The organism is Ensifer sp. ENS09 (assembly GCF_014852425.1).
Classification (GTDB): Bacteria; Pseudomonadota; Alphaproteobacteria; order Rhizobiales; family Rhizobiaceae; genus Ensifer.
The window spans coordinates 225,585-244,284 of sequence record NZ_JACVBP010000002.1 but is presented as its reverse complement, the minus strand read 5'-3'; the positions used below and the strand labels follow the sequence as shown (position 1 = coordinate 244,284).

Sequence of the window (18,700 nt, the reverse complement as noted above, 5' to 3'; positions counted from 1 at the left end):
GACACATTTCTGTGGTTCTTCGGTGAGATTGCACCGGACGCGGATTTTTGAGTAACTGCGGACGCCGGCCTTCTGGGCGGCACCGTTTTATAAATTTGACCTATGCCTGCCACGGTCCAGTCCGAAATTCGCACCGGAAGCAGGAAGAGAATGAGGCCGCGAATTTCGGGTTCGGGATAATCGTGAGCGACTCAAACGATAACGGCGCGGCGCAATTCGGCCGCAGTGAAAACGCGAGCAACGGACCGATCATTCCGAAATCGGCAAACGAAGCGCTGCGTCCGGAAAAGGTGCCGCAGCCGCCGAAACGATCGCGCAAAGCCCGCAGCCAGGTCGTGATCTTCCTGAACTTCGTCATGACCGTCATCGTGTTTGCAGCGCTCGCCGCCGCCGGCACGGTCTATTACGCGATGCACCAGTACGAAAAGCCGGGTCCGCTGCAGGCGAACCAGAACTTCATCGTCCGCGGCGGCGCCGGCATGAGCGAGATCGCAAGCGGCCTTGAGCGCGGCAACATCATCACCGATGCGCGTGTCTTCCGTTTCGTCTCCGAGGCCTATCTCGACAACGAGACGCTGAAGGCCGGTGAATACGAGATCAAGGCGGGCTCGTCGATGCAGGAGGTCATGCAGCTCCTGAAGTCGGGCAAGTCGATCCTCTATTCCGTTTCCCTGCCCGAAGGCCTGACCGTCAAGCAGATGTTCCACAGGCTCGCCGATGATCCGGTGCTCGTCGGCGATCTACCGTCGGAACTGCCGGCCGAAGGTTCGCTGATGCCTGACACCTACAAGTTCACGCGCGGCACCAAGCGCGGCGAGATCGTTCAGCAGATGGCCGCTGCCCAGAAGGTCCTCGTTGGCCAGATCTGGGAGAAGCGCGATCCCGATCTGCCGGTTTCGACGGTGGAAGAACTGGTGACGCTTGCCTCGATCGTGGAGAAGGAAACCGGCCGCGCCGACGAGCGCCCGCGCGTCGCTTCGGTCTTCATCAACCGGCTCGACAAGGGCATGCGGCTGCAGTCCGACCCAACGATCATCTATGGCATTTTCGGCGGCGACGGAAAGCCGGCGGACCGGCCGATCCTGAAGTCGGACATCGACAAGCAGACGCCGTACAACACCTATATCATCAAGGGCCTCCCGCCGACGCCGATCGCAAATCCCGGCCGTGCAGCCCTGGAAGCGGTCGCCAATCCATCGCGTACGCCGGAGCTTTACTTCGTTGCCGACGGCACGGGCGGCCACGTCTTTGCCGAGACGCTCGACGAACACAATGCCAATGTCCGCCGCTGGCGCAAGGTTGAGGCGGAGCGGGCAGCCGAAGCGGCGAAGGCTGCGTCTGACGCCGGCACTGCTGAACCGGCAGCTACGCAGCCGCAATAGGCCGGTGCTCGCTGGTGGCAGAGCCGCCTAGCGATGCTTGCACTGTGGACGGACGAATCACGGCGCGGATATCCCTTGCGGGATGCCGCGCCGTCGCCTTATTGCTTCTGCTGAAACCGCAACGGAGGTGATGATGCCGCTCCAATCGATGACCGGCTTTGCCCGGAGAGAAGGCAGCAGCGGCCGCCGTCGTTGGGCCTGGGAGCTGCGCTCCGTCAACGGCAAGGGCCTGGATCTCCGGCTGCGCCTGCCGCAGGGGCTCGAGCGCTTCGAGCCCGAGGTGCGCAAGCTTGCAGCTGATTATTTTTCCCGCGGCAACCTTCAGATCGGCCTCTCCGTCAGCGGCGGCGAGGCGGCCGTCGAAGCCGTGGTCAACCAAGCAGCCTTGACGGCGGTGCTAGACCTGCGCGGTCAGCTCGGGGACCTCGTCGATCCCGCGCCGCTCCGGTTCGACACGCTTCTCTCGATCCGCGGCATCGTCGACTTCCGTGAGCCGGAGGAGAGCGAAGAAGAGCGCACGGCGCTCGACGCAGATATCCTGGCCGGGCTGGCGGGCGCGCTCGCCGATCTGCGCAAGATGCGCGCGGACGAGGGCGCGGCGCTCTGTCAGATCCTGCTGGCGCAGGTCGAGACGATCGAGCGGCTGACGGCGACGGTCGAGGCCGACCCGTCACGTAGCGCCGCGGCGATTGCCGACCGGCTGGCGCAGCAGGTTGCCCTGGTCATGGACAACGGGTCATCGCTAGAGCGGGACCGTCTCTATGCCGAAGTCGCTTTGCTCGCCACCAAGGCGGACCTTCGCGAGGAGATCGACCGGCTTGGCTCCCATCTCGTTGCCGCCCGCGACCTTCTGTCGAAGGGCGGCCCCGTCGGGCGCAAGCTCGATTTCCTCGCACAGGAATTTAACCGAGAATCGAATACGATCTGTTCCAAGTCGAACGCAGCCGCAGTGTCTGCCGCCGGCATCGAGTTGAAGGTCGTCATCGACCAGTTCCGCGAACAGGTCCAGAATCTGGAGTAAGGTATGAACCCGGCGACCCCTTCGCCCATCAAGATCGCCCGTCGTGGGCTGATGCTCGTCATTTCCTCGCCGTCGGGCGCTGGCAAGTCGACCATTGCGCGCAATCTCCTGGAAGCCGATCCGGAGATGAGCATTTCGGTCAGCGTGACGACGCGTCAGCGGCGCCCGAGCGAGATTGACGGACGGCACTATCACTTCAAGTCCATACGCGAATTCGAGGCGCTGAGGTCCACTGACTCGCTGCTCGAATGGGCGGAGGTGCACGGCAATTTCTACGGCACGCCGCGCGACGCTGTGGAGGCGGCCATGGCCGCCGGCCGCGACATGCTCTTCGATATCGACTGGCAGGGTGCGCAGCAGCTTCAGGAGAAGATGGCGGGAGACGTCGTCTCGATCTTCATCCTGCCGCCGTCCATGGCCGAGTTGCAGTCTCGCCTGCATCGCCGGGCCGAAGACAGCGAAGAGGTGATCGCCACGCGCCTTGCGAACTCGCGCGCCGAGATCGAGCACTGGCGGGAGTATGACTACATCGTGCTCAACGACGATCTCGACCGCGCTTTTGCGTCCGTGCGGGCGATCGTTGAGGCCGAACGCCTGCGCCGTGACCGGCGCCCTGGGCTGTTCGATTTCGTCAACGGGCTGCTGACCGAAAACCCGTTCTAAGGCTCAAAAAAGAAAATGGCTCCGTGAGGAGCCATTTTTGATTCATGTCCGTTTGTAGCGCGCGCCTTGCGATCCACATGCCCGCTCAGAGGCAGTTTGCCAGCCGGCAGAACTCTTCCACCGAAAGTGTTTCGGCGCGTCGCTGCGGGTCGATGTCGGCCTTGGCAAGTAAAGCTTCACCGCCGAGCGGCTTCAGGCTTTGGCGCAGCATCTTGCGGCGTTGGCCGAAGGCTGCATGCGTCACCTTCTCAAGGGCTGCGACCGAGCAGGGGATCGGGTTTTCGACCGGCTCCAGATGGACCACGGAGGACGTCACCTTCGGTGGTGGCGTAAAGGCCTGCGGCGGCACGTCGAACGCCATCCGTGCGTTCGTACGCCAACCGCAGAGGACACCGAGGCGGCCATAGTGGTCGTCATCCGCGTCGGCGACGATCCTCAGGCCCACTTCACGCTGGAACATCAGCGTCAGCGACTGCCAGAAGGGCGGCCAGCGCTCGGGCAGCAGCCAGTTGACGAGCAACTGCGTGCCGACATTGTAGGGCAGGTTGGCGATGATCTTGACCGGCCCTTCGTCAGCAAGCGTCTCGAAGGGCGTCTTCAGTGCGTCACCTTCGATCACCTGCAGCCGATCGGGATAATGCGCGCCGATCTCCGCAAGCGCCGGCAGGCAGCGCGAGTCACGCTCGATCGCAATGACCTTCTTGGCGCCGAGCGCGAGGATGGCGCGGGTGAGGCCGCCCGGTCCGGGGCCGACCTCGATGACCGTCACGCCTTCGAGCGAACCGGCGGTCCGCGCGATCTTCTGCGTCAGGTTGAGGTCGAGCAGGAAGTTCTGGCCGAGCGCCTTCTTGGCATCGAGGCCGTGACGCTGGATGACGTCGCGTAGCGGAGGAAGACCGTCAAGGGCGGCCATCAGCGAATATCTCCTGGCATATTGGCCGCAAGCGATGCGGCAAGGTCGAGGGCTGCCCGAAGGCTGTCGTCGCGGGCGATGCCCTTGCCGGCAAGGCTGAAGGCCGTGCCGTGGTCGGGCGAGGTGCGGATGAAGGGAAGACCGAGCGTGACGTTGACGCTGTCGTCGAAGCCGAGCGCCTTGGCCGGGATCAGCGCCTGGTCGTGATACATGCAGATCGCCACGTCGTAGGTGGCGCGTGCGCGATCGTGGAACATCGTATCGGCCGGCAGCGGTCCAACCGCATCAATGCCTTCAGCGCGCAGCCGGTCGACGACCGGTCGGATCACGGCGTCGTCCTCGAGCCCAAGCGCACCGTTTTCGCCGGCATGCGGGTTCAGGCCGGCGATTGCGAGCCGCGGCTGTTGAAGTCCGAAGCGATTGCGAAGGTCGGCCGCAGTAATCGCGCAGGTGCGGTAGATGAGGTCTGGCGTCAGTTGCTCCGGCACGTCCTTCAAGGGGATGTGGATGGTGACGGGCACGGCGCGCAGCTTCGGTCCGGCCAGCATCATCACCGGCAGAACCGGCTCGCCCGTCGCCTTTTCGGCAAGATCGGCGAGATATTCGGTATGGCCTGGAAAGCGGAAGCCAGCGTCATAAAGAACCGCCTTGGCGATCGGGTTCGTGACCACGGCCGACGCCTGACCGGCGTTCACCAGTCGCACGGCCGTGTCGATCGCACCGATGACGGCGCTGGCATTGGCCGTGTCAGGATGGCCGGCGTTGATCGGGGCAGGGCAGGTGAGCGGCAGAACCGGCAACGCCGTATCGAATAGGGAGCGCGCGCCGGCGCAATCGGTCTCGCGGACGGGTACTGTATAGCCGAGCATCGATGCGCGTGCGGCAAGCACCGCGGGGTCGCCGATGAAGAGGAAGGGGGCCGTCGCGTGGTCGCGGCGGCCGAGCCAGGCCGAAAGACTGATGTCCGGCCCGATACCGGCCGGGTCGCCCATGGTCAGGGCGAGGGGCCCGCCGGTTGTTTCGCGCATGGTTCCGTCGTGATTACTTGTTGACGATTTGCGCCTTCTTGCGCAGCTCCTCGAGGTACTTCTCGCTGTTCGGGTCCTCGCCGCCTTCCTTCTTCTTGCCGATATCCTCGGCGCGGAAGACGATTTCGGCGGCGGTGTCGTCGTTGACCTCACGCTTCTTGCAGATCGCCAGGTACTCGACGCCCTTTTCGGTCACGCGGGTGCCGGTGGTGCCGTTCTCGCCGGCCTTCTCGATCAGCGGCTTCCATTCGTCGGGCAGCTGCTGGGCCAGCATGCGGCCGAGGCTGCGGATCGACACGTCGCGATAGTTGGCGGCAAACACCTTGGAGGTTTCGCAACCCGGGAACTGGGCTCGGGAGGCGTTGGCTTCGGCCTGCCGCTTCGCGGTGATCGCGCCACGCTTCTTCTCGGGAATGACGAAGATCACCTGCTGCAGGAAGTACTCGGTGGTGACAGGCTTCTGTCCGCCACCGGCCATCATGCGCTTGACGAGGTCGGCGCCCTGGAGACGGTTGGAGCTGCCGTAGCGGAAGTTGACCGCGCGCGGCCAGCTCATCTGCACGGCGATGAACTGCTTGAAATGTTCCGCGCCGACGCCCGCCTGATCGAGGATCTTGCCGAGTTGCTCGGTCGAAAGCTTGTTGCCCGAGGCGAAGCGCGCATAGGCGGCATCGACTTCCTGGGTGCTGACGGACTGGCCGATGCGCGCGATCTCGGCCCGCTTGAGAACTTCGTCGACGAGCTGCTTCTTGGCTTCGTCGTTGCCGCCCTTCTGGCGCTGCAGGCGAAGGAAGGCCACGCGCTTGGCGATGTCGCCGGAGGTAATCACCGTGTTGTTGACCGTTACCTTGACCGTACTCGCTGCTGCCTGAGCTCCGGAGCATACGGCAACGCTCAAGGTGCCGGCCAAAGCCAGTACCGACAGTGTCCTCAAGATCGACATTTTCCCGCCCATTATCTTTTCCTATATCCCGGACTATCACCGTCGACAGGCTTTGTCCGCCTGTCGGCCTTGCGCCGTTGCCTTATCTTGTCGGAGGGAATGCATAATACATGCGGCCAAACGATGACAAGACCGTTTGACCGTGCCGATATCGACGAATGGGCGAACTTTTGGCCCGCCCACTCGCTTGACGATATCAATAATAATCCAGCTCTTCGAACTTGGTGTCGCCGACGTTCACGTCGCCGAGCGTACGGAAGCTGATTCTCGCGCCGATCGACCAGTCGTTCGCCACATTGGCGTCGGTATCGCGTTCCTGTTTGTAGACGATCGAGAACAGCGTGTCCTGATCGTCGTAGGTGATGCCGAAACCGTTGCGCGAGATGACATCCTTGTTGATGTCATAGGTGATCGCGCCGAACACCGACCAGTAATCATGGAACCGGTAGGCGGCAGCCGTCTGGATTTCGTCCTGGTTGGACAGAGATCCGTAGAGCGGCTGCGCTTCGATGCGCGTATAGGTCATCGCCGCCTGCCACGTCGTGCCGAGATAGCCGACGGTGGTATCGGCACGGCGCAGCGACAGGTCCTTTTCGTCGAGGCGGCCGGAAATGCTCGCCATCAGGCCGGAGGGTGCATCGATACCGAACATGGCAACATAGTCGGAGCTTCTGCTCTCCAGGCCGGAATTCGCGCCGGCCTTGACCAGGTCGTCTGTCGCAAACGAGTTGAGGCCGCCGAGATGGAATGACTGGCCGACGATGCCGCGCAGACCGTAGCCGCTGTCGAAGGTTCCCGTGTAGCGGAAGCCGACATTGGCGCGGGTGCCGCCCTCGATCCGGTCGAAGCCGGAGAACTTGTCGCGATCGAAGAGGTTTGTCGCATCGAACACGAAGCTCTGCGCGTCTTCGTTCGGCAGGCCGCCTGCGTATTGCTCGTTTGGACGCGCGTAGAGCTGCGCAATCGGTTCGAGCACGTGGCTGCTGTCTTCGCCGACGAACAGGATCGGGTAGCGGGCTTCGAGACCCGCGGTCAGCATGCGCCGCGTCACCGCGTCGCTCGTGTTGTAGTCGCCCGTGTAGGCCGGGCCCGGGTTGTCCATGTTCAGCCCGATGGCGTCGCCACGCGCCGCTAGCAGCGGCGTGATGACCAGACCGCCTGGAGCAATGAAGGTGCGCTTCCACTCCAGTTCGCCGGTCAGGCGGTGCGACGTGCCCTCGAGGCCACGGAAACGGGTCACGCCCGGCTGCGTGAACGCGTCGAGCCGGTTGCGCTTCACGTTCGTGAAGTTCAGCGTACCGGAAAGCTCACCGCCCAGGACGGATTCAGGCGCCTTGTAGGAATAGTCGAGAACCTGTGCCGCAGGCTGCTGGTTCTCCTCGATGCTGTTGGCGTCGGCATCCTGGATGTCGAAGTAGAAAGCGCGCAGATCGAAGTAGTTCCGCTTGCCGAGCCCGCTCAGATACGCCTGGTTGACGTAGGTCGTTCCGTCGAACGTCGACAGCTCGTAGGTCTTGGCGAAGTTGGCGTCGGACTGAACGAGCACGTTCCAGCCGAAGGTCCAGCGCGGATTGATCTCGAACTCGCCCTTCGACGCGATCATGCCTCGGTTCGTATGCATCGCGTCGACAGTGCCGGGCGTGAACTTGCCCTTGTCGAGCTGGCTGATGCCGGCGAAGTTCAGCGTATGGAAGCCGTTGTGGAACCGCTGGCGGAATTCTCCCTCCAGCAGGAAGCCCTGTCGCGTCAGGCCGGTCAGCGTTGCCGTTGCGTCCATATAGGGCGAGATCGCCCAATAATAGGGGACGCCGACGCCAACGCCGAGCTTCTGGGCCGAGCGGAATGTCGGGAACAGAAAGCCGCTCTTGCGCTTGACCGTATGGTCGGGCAGCTCCATGACCGGAATGTAGGCGATCGGCTTGCCGAACAGCTCGAAGCGGGCGTTCTCAAGGCGGATGGTCCGCGTGCGGCCGTTCTGGATGACGCGCTGGGCCTTGATGTGCCACAGCGAGCGATGTTCCGGCTTGGTCGAGCAGGGCGTGCAGGCCGTGTAGACCGCCTCGTTCAGAATGAATTCTTCGCCGTTCCGGCGCTCGCCGCTCGTGGCAGCAAGCCGCGTCAGATCGGTGGTTTCAATGCGCATTTGATCGAGGAAGCCGTCCCCGAAATCGTCGGTGATATCCATCTTGTCGGCGTAGACGACATTGCCGCCCGGCTCGACGAACTGGATTTCGCCGGATGCATAGATGCGGCCCTTCTTCTGGTCGTACTCGACCTGGCGGGCCACCATCTTGTAGCCGCCGTAATCGATCTGCACGTTGCCGCGCACGATCACTTTTTCGGCGTCCTTGTTGTAGACGAGCTCATTGGCGGACAGAAGCAGCTTGGCGTCTTCCGGCATGTTCGGGCGCAACGAATCGAGGCGCTCCGAAGCCTGCTGCGCCATCGCTGGCGCACTCATTCCCATGGCAAGTGTCTGCAGCGCCACGCCTGCGAGCAGGGCGGCGTTGATCAGCCTTATACGTTTGCGGTTCACTACCGCCACTAGCCATCCTCCTGATTTAAAAGAATCGTCGAGCCCAGCGCCATCGCTACAACAACTGGCAACCAGGCTGCAACGAAAGGAGGCACAATGCCGCTGCTCCCGAATGCTTTGACAAGCACGGTGACGACATAAAGCACGAAGCCTGAAAGGATGCCACCGAGAATTACGGAGCGCGATTGGTTAAACCGGCTAAATTTCAGCGACACGCAAGCGGCGATCAGCGTCATGGCGACGAGCAGCAGCGGCAACGACAACATTGAGTGGAATTGGGTTTCCATGCCGTTGGTCGAAAAACCGAAGGAGCGGGCCACTTCGATCTTGCGCGGCAGGTCGAAAAACTGAATGGAATCAGCCTTTGCAAGACGTTCCTGAACAAACTCCGGCTTCAGATTGGTGGCCAGCTGTGCTGTTTTCAAACGTTGCGGAAGCTGTCCGTTGCGCGTTTCCGTGACGTCGTTAAGAAGCCAGTAACCATCTTCGAGTTTCGCCGACCCCGCATCCTGTCTCAGAATGATCGTGCCCTGTGGATCAAAGTGGATGACGGTGACGTTGAGAAGCGTCGTCCCGTTGTCCTGAACAGAGCGTGCGCCGATGATCGTGTCCGTGCCGTTATAGATCTGCCTGAGCCACGGGATCGAGCCGGCGTCGGCGTTCCGTGTGGAGCCCCATTCGGCCAAAAGCGCCTCGCCGCGCTTCGTTCCCCAGGCCGCAAGCGGATTGAGCGCCACGACCGCCAGCACGCCGAAGAGGAAGGAGCCGAGGATGAAGGGCCGCAGGAACTGCCAGACGGAAATGCCGGCCGCGCGGGTCACGACCAGCTCGTAGCGGCGGTTGAGCGAGATCAGTGCCGCCATGGCCGAAAACAGCGCGACGAAGGGTATCGTCTGCTGCAGGATCAGCGGGATCCGGAGCGCGGTCATCAAAAGGGCGCCGGAGATGCTGTAGCGCGGCAGGTTCGCCAGCCGGCTCGCCTGTTCGCTGAAGTCGATGATGAAGACCAGCGAGAAGATCCCGACGAGGAACCAGAACGTCGTGATCACATAGCGCATGAAGAAGTAGCGGCCGAGCGTGCCCATCATGACGGCTGCCCTTTCTCGGCATCGGGCCGCATCAGGCGCAGGCGAACCAGGAGTTCCTGCAGCTTTTCCTGTCCGGTCATCGGAATGTCCAGTCGCCTGTTGCTGACGAGCTGGTGGATGCAGAGCGCGCCCGCAATCAGCGGCACGGCATACATCAACGGCACAAACCAGACAGAATCCTCGGCGCTGTTACCAGCATAGAACGTCATCCAGCGGATGAGCAGGGCCGTGCCGAGGGCGCTGACCATCGGATGAAGCCGCGCTTCGCGATGGGAGCGCGCATCACTGCTGAAGACCAGCGCGATCAGGCCGAAGAGCAAGGGGAAGGTCCATTCGGTGAAGCGACGGTTGAGCTCGGCGGTAAAGGCAAGCGGATTGTTCTTGTAGACGTGATCTTCCGGGTCCGGATTGATCAGACCCGGAAGGTCGCGGTCCTTCGCCCGGATGGTCGCTTCGCGCGTCGTCTTCGTCATGTCGGCGAGATCGAAGGCGTAGGAGTCGAACTTGATGATCGATACGCTGCCGTCGGGGAGCTTGCGCTGCACTTCCCCGTCTTTCATCACCAGCGCTGAACTCTTGTCGTCGATGGCGCCTTCGCGCGCATAGTAGACGAGCTCGAAGCTCGGATTGCGCGAATCGGCGACGAAGATGCCCTGCAGCACGCCGCCGCCCCGCCGCGCGCCGACCTGGACATAGAGATTGTCTGCGACCTTGCGGAAGGTGTTCTCCTGCACAACCGACGACAGCAGGTCGGCGTTGGCGGTTGCCAGCATCTTGCGCAAGGCGACGCGCGCATAGGGCTCGACGAAATTGTCGACCACGAAGGAAAGCACGCTGAGGCCCAAGGCCAGGTAGATCACCGGCCGGATGATCGCCATGCGCGAGCTGCCGGCGGCATTGAGCACTGTCAGCTCCGAATCGGTGTTCATCGTCGACAGCGTCTGCGTGACGCCGATCACCAGCGCAAAGGGCAGGATGATCGTGATGACGGAGGGCAGGATGAGGGTCGCCACCTTGGCGAAGGCGAACACGGACTGGCCGTTGTCGGTGACGAGGTTGACGTTGGTCAGCGCCTGAGTCGTCCAGACGATGCCGAGCAACGGCAGGAGCGTTGCGAGGAACATGATCACGGCACGCCGGAATATGTAGCGTTCGATCAGCTTCATGCCCGTGTCCGGTCCAAAATCCTGCTCATGTTTCTGTTCCGGCGGCGGTTGTCGAACTGGGTCTCGCCCGTGTCCGTAAACCGAAGCCCGGTCCTTTGCCAGCCACCCTTGCTGCTCGAATTGTGTAGCAACAGGGATAATTTAAGGCGAAGAACCTCGGTTAACCGCATGTAAACATCTGCGGGCATCTTGCCAAGCGGTTGAAAAGCGAGAAGGGTGCCGGCCACAGCTTTGACGGTGGCGAACGATGCGAATATTTGCCACTGTAACCGCCCGGTAACAGCCCGGCTTGCCATGAGCCCTGCCGTGTCGCCCGGATGCGTTTTGCGGCCTCGATCCCCTTGGGCTGGCGCTCGATCCCTCGGAAAGAACCATTCGATCCAAAGGGTTGCGTCCAGCCAGGAAATACCCGGAGTTTTCAATGTCGATGAAGTTTGAGTTCACCTTTGCCAAGTCCCACAAGCCGAGCGGCGGCGTCGCCGTTCTGCTGAAGACCGCGGGCGCGTCGGCGGCTGCCGGCGCCGATGTCGCCGACCCCGAGAACGTGGTGGCGAAGGCGGCGAAGATCAAGAAATTTACCGGCAAGGCGTTCTCCACCCTCGACATCGTCGCGCCGCATGGCTCGCCCGCCGATCGAATCGTCGTGCTCGGTCTTGGAGACGCGGATGCGCTGACGGACCATGACTGGCTGAAGGCCGGCGGTAGCGTTGCAGCGAAGCTCGGTTCGGTCGACAAGGTGACGGTCTTCATCGACGCGGACGACGTCAACGTGACCGGCAAGGCGGCCGCCGACTTCGCGCTCGGCATGGAAATGAATGCCTACGCCTTCGACAGCTACAAGACCAAGAAGGCCGACGACGACGCGAAGTCGTCCGGCAAGCCGACCAAGGTGACGATCGTCACCGGCACGGTCATCGCGGCGAAAAAGGCGTTCACGGCGGCGCAGGCCGTTGCCGAAGGCGTGTTTCTCGCCCGCGACCTGGTAAACGAGCCGGCCAACGTGCTGGGCCCGGTCGAGTTTGCCGCCAAGGCGAAGGAGCTGGAAAAGCTCGGCGTCGAGATGGAGATCCTCACCGAAAAGGAAATGAAGAAGCTCGGCATGGGCGCGCTGCTCGGCGTCGCACAAGGGTCGAGCCGCCCGCCGCGCCTCGTCATCATGCAGTGGAAGGGCGGCAAGTCGAAGGATCGTCCGCTCGCCTTCGTCGGCAAGGGCGTCGTTTTCGACAGCGGCGGCATCTCGATCAAGCCGGCAGCCGGCATGGAGGAGATGAAGGGCGACATGGGGGGTGCCGCAGCCGTCACCGGCCTCATGCACGTGCTCGCCGCCCGTGAAGCCAAGGTCAACGCCATCGGCATCATCGGCCTTGTGGAAAACATGCCCGACGGCAGCGCCCAACGCCCTGGCGATATCGTGACCTCCATGTCCGGCCAGACGATCGAGGTGATCAATACCGACGCCGAGGGCCGCCTCGTGCTTTGCGATGCGCTCTGGTACTGCAACGATCGCTTCAAGCCGCAGGCGATCATCGACCTTGCAACGCTGACCGGCGCCATCATGGTGGCGCTCGCGACACATCATGCCGGCCTGTTCTCCAACGATGACCGCCTGGCGGGGCAGCTTCTAGCCGCCGGCATCGCGACGCACGAGCCCCTGTGGCGCATGCCGCTCGGCCGGGAATACGACAAGATGATCGACAGCAAGTTCGCCGACATGAAGAACACCGGCGGCCGCCACGGCGGCGCGGTGACCGCGGCGCAGTTCCTCAAGCGTTTCGTCAAGGATACCCCCTGGGCGCACCTCGACATCGCCGGAACCGCCATGGGCGCGCCGACCGACGAGGTCAACCAGTCCTGGGGCTCGGGCTTCGGCGTGCGGCTGCTTGATGAACTGGTGCGGGCGAGCTACGAGGCCTGATCACCAATGCCGGACGTGACACAAGGCGGGAAGAAGTCGGCATGACCGAGATCCTGTTCTATCACCTGACGGAATCGAAGCTGGAAGACGCGCTACCGCCATTGCTCGACAAGAGTGTCGAGCGTGGCTGGCGGGTGGTCGTGCAGACGATCGATGCCGAGCGGCGCGACGCGCTCGACACGCATCTCTGGGTCTATCGCGACGAGAGCTTCCTGCCGCATGGCACCGACACCGGGGACTTTGCGGCGGACCAGCCGGTGTTGCTCGTCGCCGACGACGGCAACGCCAATGCGGCGACGGTGCGCTTCGTCATCGATGGCGCAAGCCCGCCTGATGTTTCAGCCTATGAGCGCATCGTCTTCATGTTTGACGGCTACGACCAGGAGCAGCTCGAAGGCGCCCGCGGTCATTGGAAGCGGCTGAAGGGCGAGGGGCACACCTTGACCTACTGGCAGCAGAACCGCGACGGCCGCTGGGAAAAGAAGGCCTGAGTTTACAAACGTCACCAAAAAGCCCGCGGCCGAGACCGCGGGCTTTTTGTTTCCGGCCTGTCCGCAAGATCAGTCGTGGAAGGCCTCGACGAACTTGCGCTTGCCGAGCATGAAGGCATCGGCGACGTGGCGAAGCGGCGCCAGGTCGACGTCGGATTTCCCGGCTTTGACGATCTCGGCGAAGCGCCGGTAGAGCATCGGATATTCTTGCTCCGGTTCCTCATGCACGAGCTTGCCGTCGATGGAGAGCTTGGCGCCGCCCTCCGACAGCACCATCTCGCCACCCGCCGTGCGGGCCACAATGTCCCAGCTCTGCTTGCCGGTCTGGCGCCAGTCGAATTCCGCTGTGACCGGCAGCTTTTGGCCGTCGGTGAAGGTGATGCTGGCGGCGATCGGCGCATCGCGATTCTCGGGGAATTCAAGCACGCCCGAGGTTACGAACAGCGGGCGCGGCAGGATGTGGGTGACGATCGACAATGCGTTGATGCCCGGATCGAATATCCCGAGGCCCCCGGCCGCCCAGATCCATTCCTGGTTCGGATGCCAGTGGCGCACGTCTTCCTTCCAGATGACCTGGACATCCTTGATCGTCGTGCTTGCCAGGAAGGACTTTGCCGCTTCCACGGCCGGCGCGTAGCGAGAGTGCCAGCTTGCAAACAGCGACAACCCCTTCGATGCGGCCAGCGCCTCGAGGTCCGCCACTTCGCTGAGGGTCGCGCCCGGGGGCTTTTCCAGGAAAACGTGCTTGCCGGCGTCGAGTGCGACGCGCGCCGCCTCGTAGCGATATTGCGGCGGCATGCAGAGCGACACGGCTTCGATCGCAGGCACAGCTTGGAGCATCGCCTCGATCGACTTGAAATTGTCGATGCCATCGACCGTCCCATGCCGGCTCGCGGCGGCAATCAGCTGATAGTCGCGGTTCTTGGCGATCGCGGGCAGGTGCTGGTCGCGAACGATCTTGCCGATGCCGACAAGCGCAATTTTGATGGGGGCCATGGTGTTCCGCTCGATTTGTATGACTTATTGTCGGTTCTTGTAGCAGATTGCGCACCGGGAGCAAGCGGCCGCCCACCGGCCAGACCAAGACATCTATGTCGACGAAATCGACAGATTGTCATTCCCTCTCAACGCCGCCGCACTAACTTTACCCTCGGACGTGCGGTGCCCTCCCGTCAGCCGAACGGACTATGGGGCGGTCTCACCGCTTGAAAGGGGAGTGAACGATGCAGCAGCAGATCCGTCGGGCAAGCCGAGCCGACCTCGACGTCATGATCGAGTGGGCCGCGGAGGAGGGGTGGAACCCCGGTCTCGGCGACGCAGGGCCTTTTTGGGCGGCCGACCCGGAGGGGTATTGGGTTGCGGAGGGGGTAGAGGGACCGGTCGCAGCGATCTCGCTGGTGCGATACAACCAAAATTACGGCTTTCTCGGCTTCTACATCACCCGGCCGGATCACCGTGGCAGGGGCATCGGCCGGCAGCTGTGGCAACAGGCGATCTCGGCTGCCGATCGGCGCATCGTCGGCCTGGACGGTGTGGTCGCGCAGCAGGAGAACTATAGCCGGTCCGGCTTCGCCTACGCCCACGCGAACATCCGCTACGGCGCCATCATCGACGTGGTCGAGCCGCCGGGCGCGGATCTCCTGGAGGTCGCGCCGGTGCACATGCCGCTCCTCGTCGACTATGATCGCCGCTTCGTTCCGGCGCGTCGCGAGGTTTTTCTGCGCGAGTGGCTGAAGTCGAGCGACGGCCGGCGCAGCGTCTTGCTGCTGCGCGACGGCGCGGTTGCGGCCTATGGGACCATCCGGGCCTGCCGAAATGGATTCAAGATCGGGCCGCTGTTTTCCGATACCGAGACCGGCGCCGATCTGGTCTTTCGCAAGCTTGCCGCCGGCGTCAACGGCAGCGACGTCTATCTCGACATCCCCGAACCGAATGCTTCGGCCAAGGCACTTTGCGATCGCTACAATCTGAAGCCAGTGTTTGAAACCGCGCGCATGTATCGTGGACCGGATCCCGGTTTACCGCTGGCGCGGATCTACGGAATCACCACCTTCGAGCTGGGTTGACGGAGGCGAGGCGACCGCCGGGCCGGCTAATCAGCCGGCCATCGCGTCTTCATATTCTGCGGAAAGCTCGAGCCATTGCTCTTCGGCCTGCGCGAGTTTTGCTGCCGCGTCGGAGCGTTCCTTGGCCTTCTGCGCAGCCTTGGCCGGCGACTTTTCGTAGAGCGCCGGATCGGCAAGTTCCACATCAAGTGCCTGAATCAGTTTCTCCAGCTTTCCGGTCAAGGATTCGATTTCATTGATCTTCTTGCGGAGCGGCGCCAGCGAGGCACGCTTGTCGGCATTGACCTTGCGCTGGTCCGCCTTCGAAAGACTGTCGTCGACGCCCGTCGGCCTCGGCTTCTCGTCCTTCGCCTTGGGGCCGCCGACGATCAGGCTGCGGTAATCCTCGAGGTCGCCGTCATAGCTCGTCACGGTACCGTCGCGCACCAGCCACAGCCGGTCTGCCGTCGCCTCGATCAGGTGCCGGTCGTGCGAGATCAGGATCACGGCACCGGAATAGTCGTTGAGCGCGGTGATCAGTGCGTTGCGGCTGTCGATGTCGAGGTGGTTGGTCGGCTCGTCGAGGATCAGCAGGTTCGGCGCGTCGAAGGCGGCAAGGCCCATCAGCAGCCGCGCCTTTTCGCCGCCGGAGAGATCCTTGGCGGGCGTTTCCATCTTTTCCGTTGCAAGCCCCATCTGCGCCACGCGCGAGCGCACCTTTGCTTCCGGTGCTTCCGGCATCCGCCGGCGCACATGCTCGACAGCACTTTGCGTCGGGACCAGGTCATCGAGCTGATGCTGGGCAAAGAAGCCGACCTTGAGATTGGGTGCGATCTTCAGTTCGCCGGATTCCGGCGCAAGGCGGCCGGAGATGAACTTGGCGAAAGTGGACTTGCCGTTGCCGTTCGAGCCGAGCAGGGCGATGCGGTCGTCCGTATCGATCCGGAGGTTCAAACGCTTGAGGATCGGCTTGCCGGGCTCGTAACCGACGGTGCCGCCGGTGACGGCAATGATCGGCGAAGCGGCTTCCTTCTCGGGGTCAGGGAAGGAGAAGCCCTGGACATGGTCTTCGATCACGGCCGCAATCGTGCCCATGCGCTCCAGCGCCTTGACGCGGCTTTGCGCCTGGCGTGCCTTGGTGGCCTTGGCCTTGAAGCGGTCGATGAAGCTCTGCAGGTGCTTCCGTGCCGCGTCGTTCTTGGCTTTCGCCTTCATCTGCAGTTCGTCGGCTTCCGCCTTCTGCCGCTCGAACTGGTCGTAGGGGCCGCGATAGAAGGTGAGCTTCTTCTGGTCGAGATGCACGATGGCGTTGACCGCGGTGTTCAAGAGGTCGCGGTCGTGGCTGATGATGATGACCGTGTGCGGATAGCGGCGGATGTAATCCTCCAGCCACAGAGTGCCTTCGAGGTCGAGATAGTTGGTCGGCTCGTCGAGCAGCAGCAAATCCGGCTCGGAAAAGAGCACGCCCGCAAGCGCCACCCGCATCCGCCAGCCACCGGAAAACGACGAGGCGGGACGCAGCTGTGCTTCGTGGTCGAAGCCGAGGCCGGCGAGAATGCTCGCAGCACGCGCTTCCGCCGAGTGGGCGCCGATGTCGGCAAGCCGGGTCTGGATCTCGGCAATCCGGTGCGGATCGGTCGCAGTCTCGGCTTCGGCGACCAGCGCAGTGCGCTCCTTGTCGGCCTTGAGCACGATCTCGATCAGCGGTTCTTCTGTGCCGGGCGCTTCCTGCGCCACCTGGCCGATGCGCGCGTTCTTCGGTAGCGCGATCGTGCCCGCTTCCGACGCGAATTCGCCGGTTATGATGCGAAACAGCGTGGACTTGCCAGCGCCGTTTCGGCCCACGAGCCCCGCCTTCGTGCCCGCCGGAAGCGTCACGGATGCGTTTTCGATGAGGAGACGTCCCGCGATGCGGGCGGAAAGGCCGGAAATCTGGATCATTGCGGCCTTTTGCCCGGACTTGGCCTTGAAGGCAAGAGGCGTCGGCGTGCTGCTGCCACCGCTGTGGCGGTCCGGGAATTCAAGAGGCCATTGTTATCGATTTTTGAACAAGGCGTTCCGACTATCGATACTACACATCCTCATCGTGAGGGACCATTTCAATAACGGAAGGGCGGGGAACGCTCTTCTGACCGCCTCGATCGACCGAGCGCCAGTGGCAGAGGCCCCGCGTTCTGAGGGACGATCGATCCGGCCAAGGACATTTTGATGAAACCTCGTTCAGCCGAACGAGCCTCCCAGGAGTGAAGACCATGAAAACCGCAATCCAGACCGCTCTTTCCGCCGCTCTCGTTGCAACCGCTATCCTCGGTGGCGCTTCCGCTGCCTTCGCCGGCGGCAGCTATTATGAAGGTGTCAGCCCGACGCCGCTCTACACCGAGCGCACGCCTGCCGTTACCGGCAAGTCGTCCTTCACCATCGGCAGCTCCGAAGCCGGCTATGTCGATCGCACCAACACCGGCTCGGTCGCGAACTTCAGCGTCGCGCCGAAGAGCGTGATCGGCGGCGAAGGCGAATACTACCAGGGCATTTCGCGCTAACCGCGATGAATGAGGGGGCGCGGGCTTTCGCCCGCACCCCATTTCAAGGGATTTGATGGACCACCGTGATGATCCTATGAGGCGATCCCAAGCGCCTAGAGGGGCTGAGCCCCAACCTTACATCTCCACCAAGGAACAGATCGATGAAGAAGTCCTTTGCCGCAGTTCTCGTTGCGGCCGCCATGCTCGGCGGCGCGTCTGCGGCCGTTGCCGGCGGCAGCTACTATGAGGGTGTGAGCTCCACGCCGCTCTTTACCGGTCGCGCCGAGGCTTCCGCCGGCGCCGGTGTTTCCGCGACCGCAAGCCGCGGCGACTATTATGCCGGCATTGAAGACAAAACCGTCGACACGACGGCAACCGGCGCGATCGCCAATGGCGGCGCGAAGGCTTTCGGCCAGGCCGACCAAAACAAGCAGTAAGTCACGCCAGACGGTTGACCGAACAACCCGGTCCCGCCACGCGGGGCCGGGTTGTTTCGTTTTTGGCGTTGCCAAATGAGGTACATTGCCATGACAGAAAAAGTCGAAGTCGCCGAGCGGCTCTTCGAGCTCTACCACTGCGTTCATCGCCTGGTGAACGCGTCCATGTCGGAGGAAGGCGTTTCGCTCGCGCGCAGCAAATTCCTGTTTTATCTGAACACGCTTGGCCCCTGTCGCTGCGCGGATATCGCCGCTGCGCTCGGCTTTGCGGCCAGAACCGTCACCGAAGCGATCGACGGCCTGGAGCGGGACGGCATGGTCCTGCGCGAACCGGATCCGGAAGACCGCCGCGCGAAGATCATCTCGATCACCGACCGCGGTCGGCTGGCGCTGGAGGCGGCACTGCAGCCGCGGCATCGCACGATCGATGAACTGTTCTCGGCGCTCGACGATTGCGAACGCACAGAACTCTTTCGCCTGCTCGGCTGTCTGCGCGAGAAGGCGTCGGAGATCGACGACAGCCGTCAGCCGGTCGCCGCCTGAGGCAAGA

The 18,700-nt window shown here is 63.0% G+C and carries 17 protein-coding genes; 9 read left to right on the top strand and 8 right to left on the bottom strand.

The window, feature by feature from the left end; genetic code table 11:
• Nucleotides 1–182: 182 nt before the first annotated feature.
• From mltG to gmk, 3 genes are all read left to right on the top strand, one after another.
• Nucleotides 183–1,382, top strand: a complete 1,200-nt coding sequence (gene mltG, locus IB267_RS09315) for an endolytic transglycosylase MltG (protein ID WP_192447366.1) — start codon at nucleotides 183–185, stop codon at nucleotides 1,380–1,382.
• A gap of 133 nt (nucleotides 1,383–1,515) precedes the next feature.
• A complete protein-coding gene (locus IB267_RS09310) occupies nucleotides 1,516–2,403 on the top strand; it encodes a YicC/YloC family endoribonuclease (RefSeq protein WP_192448280.1) in 888 nt (295 codons plus the stop codon).
• A gap of 3 nt (nucleotides 2,404–2,406) precedes the next feature.
• The gene (gene gmk / locus IB267_RS09305; protein ID WP_034803935.1) at nucleotides 2,407–3,066 is read left to right on the top strand and encodes a guanylate kinase; all 660 of its coding nucleotides are present in this window, start codon (nucleotides 2,407–2,409) and stop codon (nucleotides 3,064–3,066) included.
• 85 nt (nucleotides 3,067–3,151) lie between these two features.
• Here gmk and rsmA read toward each other — a convergent pair whose 3' ends face one another.
• The 6 genes from rsmA to lptF all read right to left on the bottom strand — a co-directional run bounded on the left by rsmA (nucleotide 3,152) and on the right by lptF (nucleotide 10,740).
• Nucleotides 3,152–3,979 carry a 16S rRNA (adenine(1518)-N(6)/adenine(1519)-N(6))-dimethyltransferase RsmA gene (rsmA, locus tag IB267_RS09300; protein ID WP_192447365.1) on the bottom strand — a complete coding sequence of 276 codons (828 nt, stop codon included), beginning with the start codon at nucleotides 3,977–3,979 and terminating at the stop codon, nucleotides 3,152–3,154.
• Complete coding sequence (pdxA, locus tag IB267_RS09295; RefSeq protein ID WP_192447364.1) at nucleotides 3,979–5,007, bottom strand: 4-hydroxythreonine-4-phosphate dehydrogenase PdxA; 1,029 nt, start codon at nucleotides 5,005–5,007, stop codon at nucleotides 3,979–3,981. Before pdxA ends, rsmA begins: the two co-directional genes overlap by 1 nt.
• 13 nt (nucleotides 5,008–5,020) lie before the next feature.
• Entirely contained in the window at nucleotides 5,021–5,962 is a 942-nt protein-coding gene (locus IB267_RS09290; RefSeq protein WP_043611377.1) for a peptidylprolyl isomerase, read from the bottom strand.
• Between the two features lie 184 nt (nucleotides 5,963–6,146).
• A complete protein-coding gene (locus tag IB267_RS09285; protein ID WP_192447363.1) occupies nucleotides 6,147–8,495 on the bottom strand; it encodes an LPS-assembly protein LptD in 2,349 nt (782 codons plus the stop codon).
• A complete protein-coding gene (lptG, locus tag IB267_RS09280) occupies nucleotides 8,495–9,574 on the bottom strand; it encodes an LPS export ABC transporter permease LptG (RefSeq protein ID WP_192447362.1) in 1,080 nt (359 codons plus the stop codon). The genes IB267_RS09285 and lptG overlap by 1 nt, the downstream gene beginning before the upstream one ends.
• Nucleotides 9,571–10,740, bottom strand: coding sequence for an LPS export ABC transporter permease LptF (lptF, locus tag IB267_RS09275; RefSeq protein WP_192447361.1), 1,170 nt, complete (start codon nucleotides 10,738–10,740; stop codon nucleotides 9,571–9,573). The genes lptG and lptF overlap by 4 nt, the downstream gene beginning before the upstream one ends.
• 421 nt (nucleotides 10,741–11,161) lie before the next feature.
• Between lptF and IB267_RS09270 the strand changes: the two genes are divergently transcribed.
• Both IB267_RS09270 and IB267_RS09265 read left to right on the top strand, forming a co-directional pair.
• A complete protein-coding gene (locus IB267_RS09270; protein WP_192447360.1) occupies nucleotides 11,162–12,655 on the top strand; it encodes a leucyl aminopeptidase in 1,494 nt (497 codons plus the stop codon).
• Between the two features lie 41 nt (nucleotides 12,656–12,696).
• Nucleotides 12,697–13,146 (top strand): DNA polymerase III subunit chi, encoded by a 450-nt coding sequence (locus IB267_RS09265; protein WP_192447359.1) that lies wholly within the window; start codon nucleotides 12,697–12,699, stop codon nucleotides 13,144–13,146.
• Between the two features lie 69 nt (nucleotides 13,147–13,215).
• Here IB267_RS09265 and IB267_RS09260 read toward each other — a convergent pair whose 3' ends face one another.
• Entirely contained in the window at nucleotides 13,216–14,142 is a 927-nt protein-coding gene (locus tag IB267_RS09260; RefSeq protein WP_192447358.1) for a Gfo/Idh/MocA family protein, read from the bottom strand.
• A 227-nt stretch (nucleotides 14,143–14,369) separates the two neighbouring features.
• On the opposite strand from IB267_RS09260, the gene IB267_RS09255 reads away from it, so the two are divergent.
• Entirely contained in the window at nucleotides 14,370–15,212 is an 843-nt protein-coding gene (locus IB267_RS09255; RefSeq protein WP_192447357.1) for a GNAT family N-acetyltransferase, read from the top strand.
• Between the two features lie 30 nt (nucleotides 15,213–15,242).
• Here IB267_RS09255 and IB267_RS09250 read toward each other — a convergent pair whose 3' ends face one another.
• Nucleotides 15,243–17,132 (bottom strand): ABC-F family ATP-binding cassette domain-containing protein, encoded by a 1,890-nt coding sequence (locus tag IB267_RS09250; RefSeq protein WP_192447356.1) that lies wholly within the window; start codon nucleotides 17,130–17,132, stop codon nucleotides 15,243–15,245.
• A 311-nt stretch (nucleotides 17,133–17,443) separates the two neighbouring features.
• Between IB267_RS09250 and IB267_RS09245 the strand changes: the two genes are divergently transcribed.
• From IB267_RS09245 to IB267_RS09235, 3 genes are all read left to right on the top strand, one after another.
• Nucleotides 17,444–17,731, top strand: coding sequence for a hypothetical protein (locus IB267_RS09245; protein WP_034803904.1), 288 nt, complete (start codon nucleotides 17,444–17,446; stop codon nucleotides 17,729–17,731).
• A gap of 143 nt (nucleotides 17,732–17,874) precedes the next feature.
• A complete protein-coding gene (locus IB267_RS09240) occupies nucleotides 17,875–18,150 on the top strand; it encodes a hypothetical protein (RefSeq protein ID WP_192448342.1) in 276 nt (91 codons plus the stop codon).
• A 90-nt stretch (nucleotides 18,151–18,240) separates the two neighbouring features.
• Nucleotides 18,241–18,693 carry a MarR family winged helix-turn-helix transcriptional regulator gene (locus IB267_RS09235; RefSeq protein ID WP_192447355.1) on the top strand — a complete coding sequence of 151 codons (453 nt, stop codon included), beginning with the start codon at nucleotides 18,241–18,243 and terminating at the stop codon, nucleotides 18,691–18,693.
• The last annotated feature ends 7 nt before the right edge of the window (nucleotides 18,694–18,700 follow it).

Excerpts from the sequence above, each read along its gene's own strand:
- IB267_RS09310 (WP_192448280.1), top strand. The coding sequence starts at position 1,516 with ATGCCGCTCCAATCGATGACCGGCTTTGCCCGGAGAGAAGGCAGCAGC.
- gmk (WP_034803935.1), top strand. The coding sequence starts at position 2,407 with ATGAACCCGGCGACCCCTTCGCCCATCAAGATCGCCCGTCGTGGGCTG.
- rsmA (WP_192447365.1), bottom strand. The coding sequence starts at position 3,979 with ATGGCCGCCCTTGACGGTCTTCCTCCGCTACGCGACGTCATCCAGCGT.
- pdxA (WP_192447364.1), bottom strand. The coding sequence starts at position 5,007 with ATGCGCGAAACAACCGGCGGGCCCCTCGCCCTGACCATGGGCGACCCG.
- IB267_RS09290 (WP_043611377.1), bottom strand. The coding sequence starts at position 5,962 with ATGGGCGGGAAAATGTCGATCTTGAGGACACTGTCGGTACTGGCTTTG.
- lptG (WP_192447362.1), bottom strand. The coding sequence starts at position 9,574 with ATGATGGGCACGCTCGGCCGCTACTTCTTCATGCGCTATGTGATCACG.
- lptF (WP_192447361.1), bottom strand. The coding sequence starts at position 10,740 with ATGAAGCTGATCGAACGCTACATATTCCGGCGTGCCGTGATCATGTTC.
- IB267_RS09270 (WP_192447360.1), top strand. The coding sequence starts at position 11,162 with ATGTCGATGAAGTTTGAGTTCACCTTTGCCAAGTCCCACAAGCCGAGC.
- IB267_RS09265 (WP_192447359.1), top strand. The coding sequence starts at position 12,697 with ATGACCGAGATCCTGTTCTATCACCTGACGGAATCGAAGCTGGAAGAC.
- IB267_RS09260 (WP_192447358.1), bottom strand. The coding sequence starts at position 14,142 with ATGGCCCCCATCAAAATTGCGCTTGTCGGCATCGGCAAGATCGTTCGC.
- IB267_RS09255 (WP_192447357.1), top strand. The coding sequence starts at position 14,370 with ATGCAGCAGCAGATCCGTCGGGCAAGCCGAGCCGACCTCGACGTCATG.
- IB267_RS09250 (WP_192447356.1), bottom strand. The coding sequence starts at position 17,132 with ATGATCCAGATTTCCGGCCTTTCCGCCCGCATCGCGGGACGTCTCCTC.
- IB267_RS09245 (WP_034803904.1), top strand. The coding sequence starts at position 17,444 with ATGAAAACCGCAATCCAGACCGCTCTTTCCGCCGCTCTCGTTGCAACC.
- IB267_RS09240 (WP_192448342.1), top strand. The coding sequence starts at position 17,875 with ATGAAGAAGTCCTTTGCCGCAGTTCTCGTTGCGGCCGCCATGCTCGGC.
- IB267_RS09235 (WP_192447355.1), top strand. The coding sequence starts at position 18,241 with ATGACAGAAAAAGTCGAAGTCGCCGAGCGGCTCTTCGAGCTCTACCAC.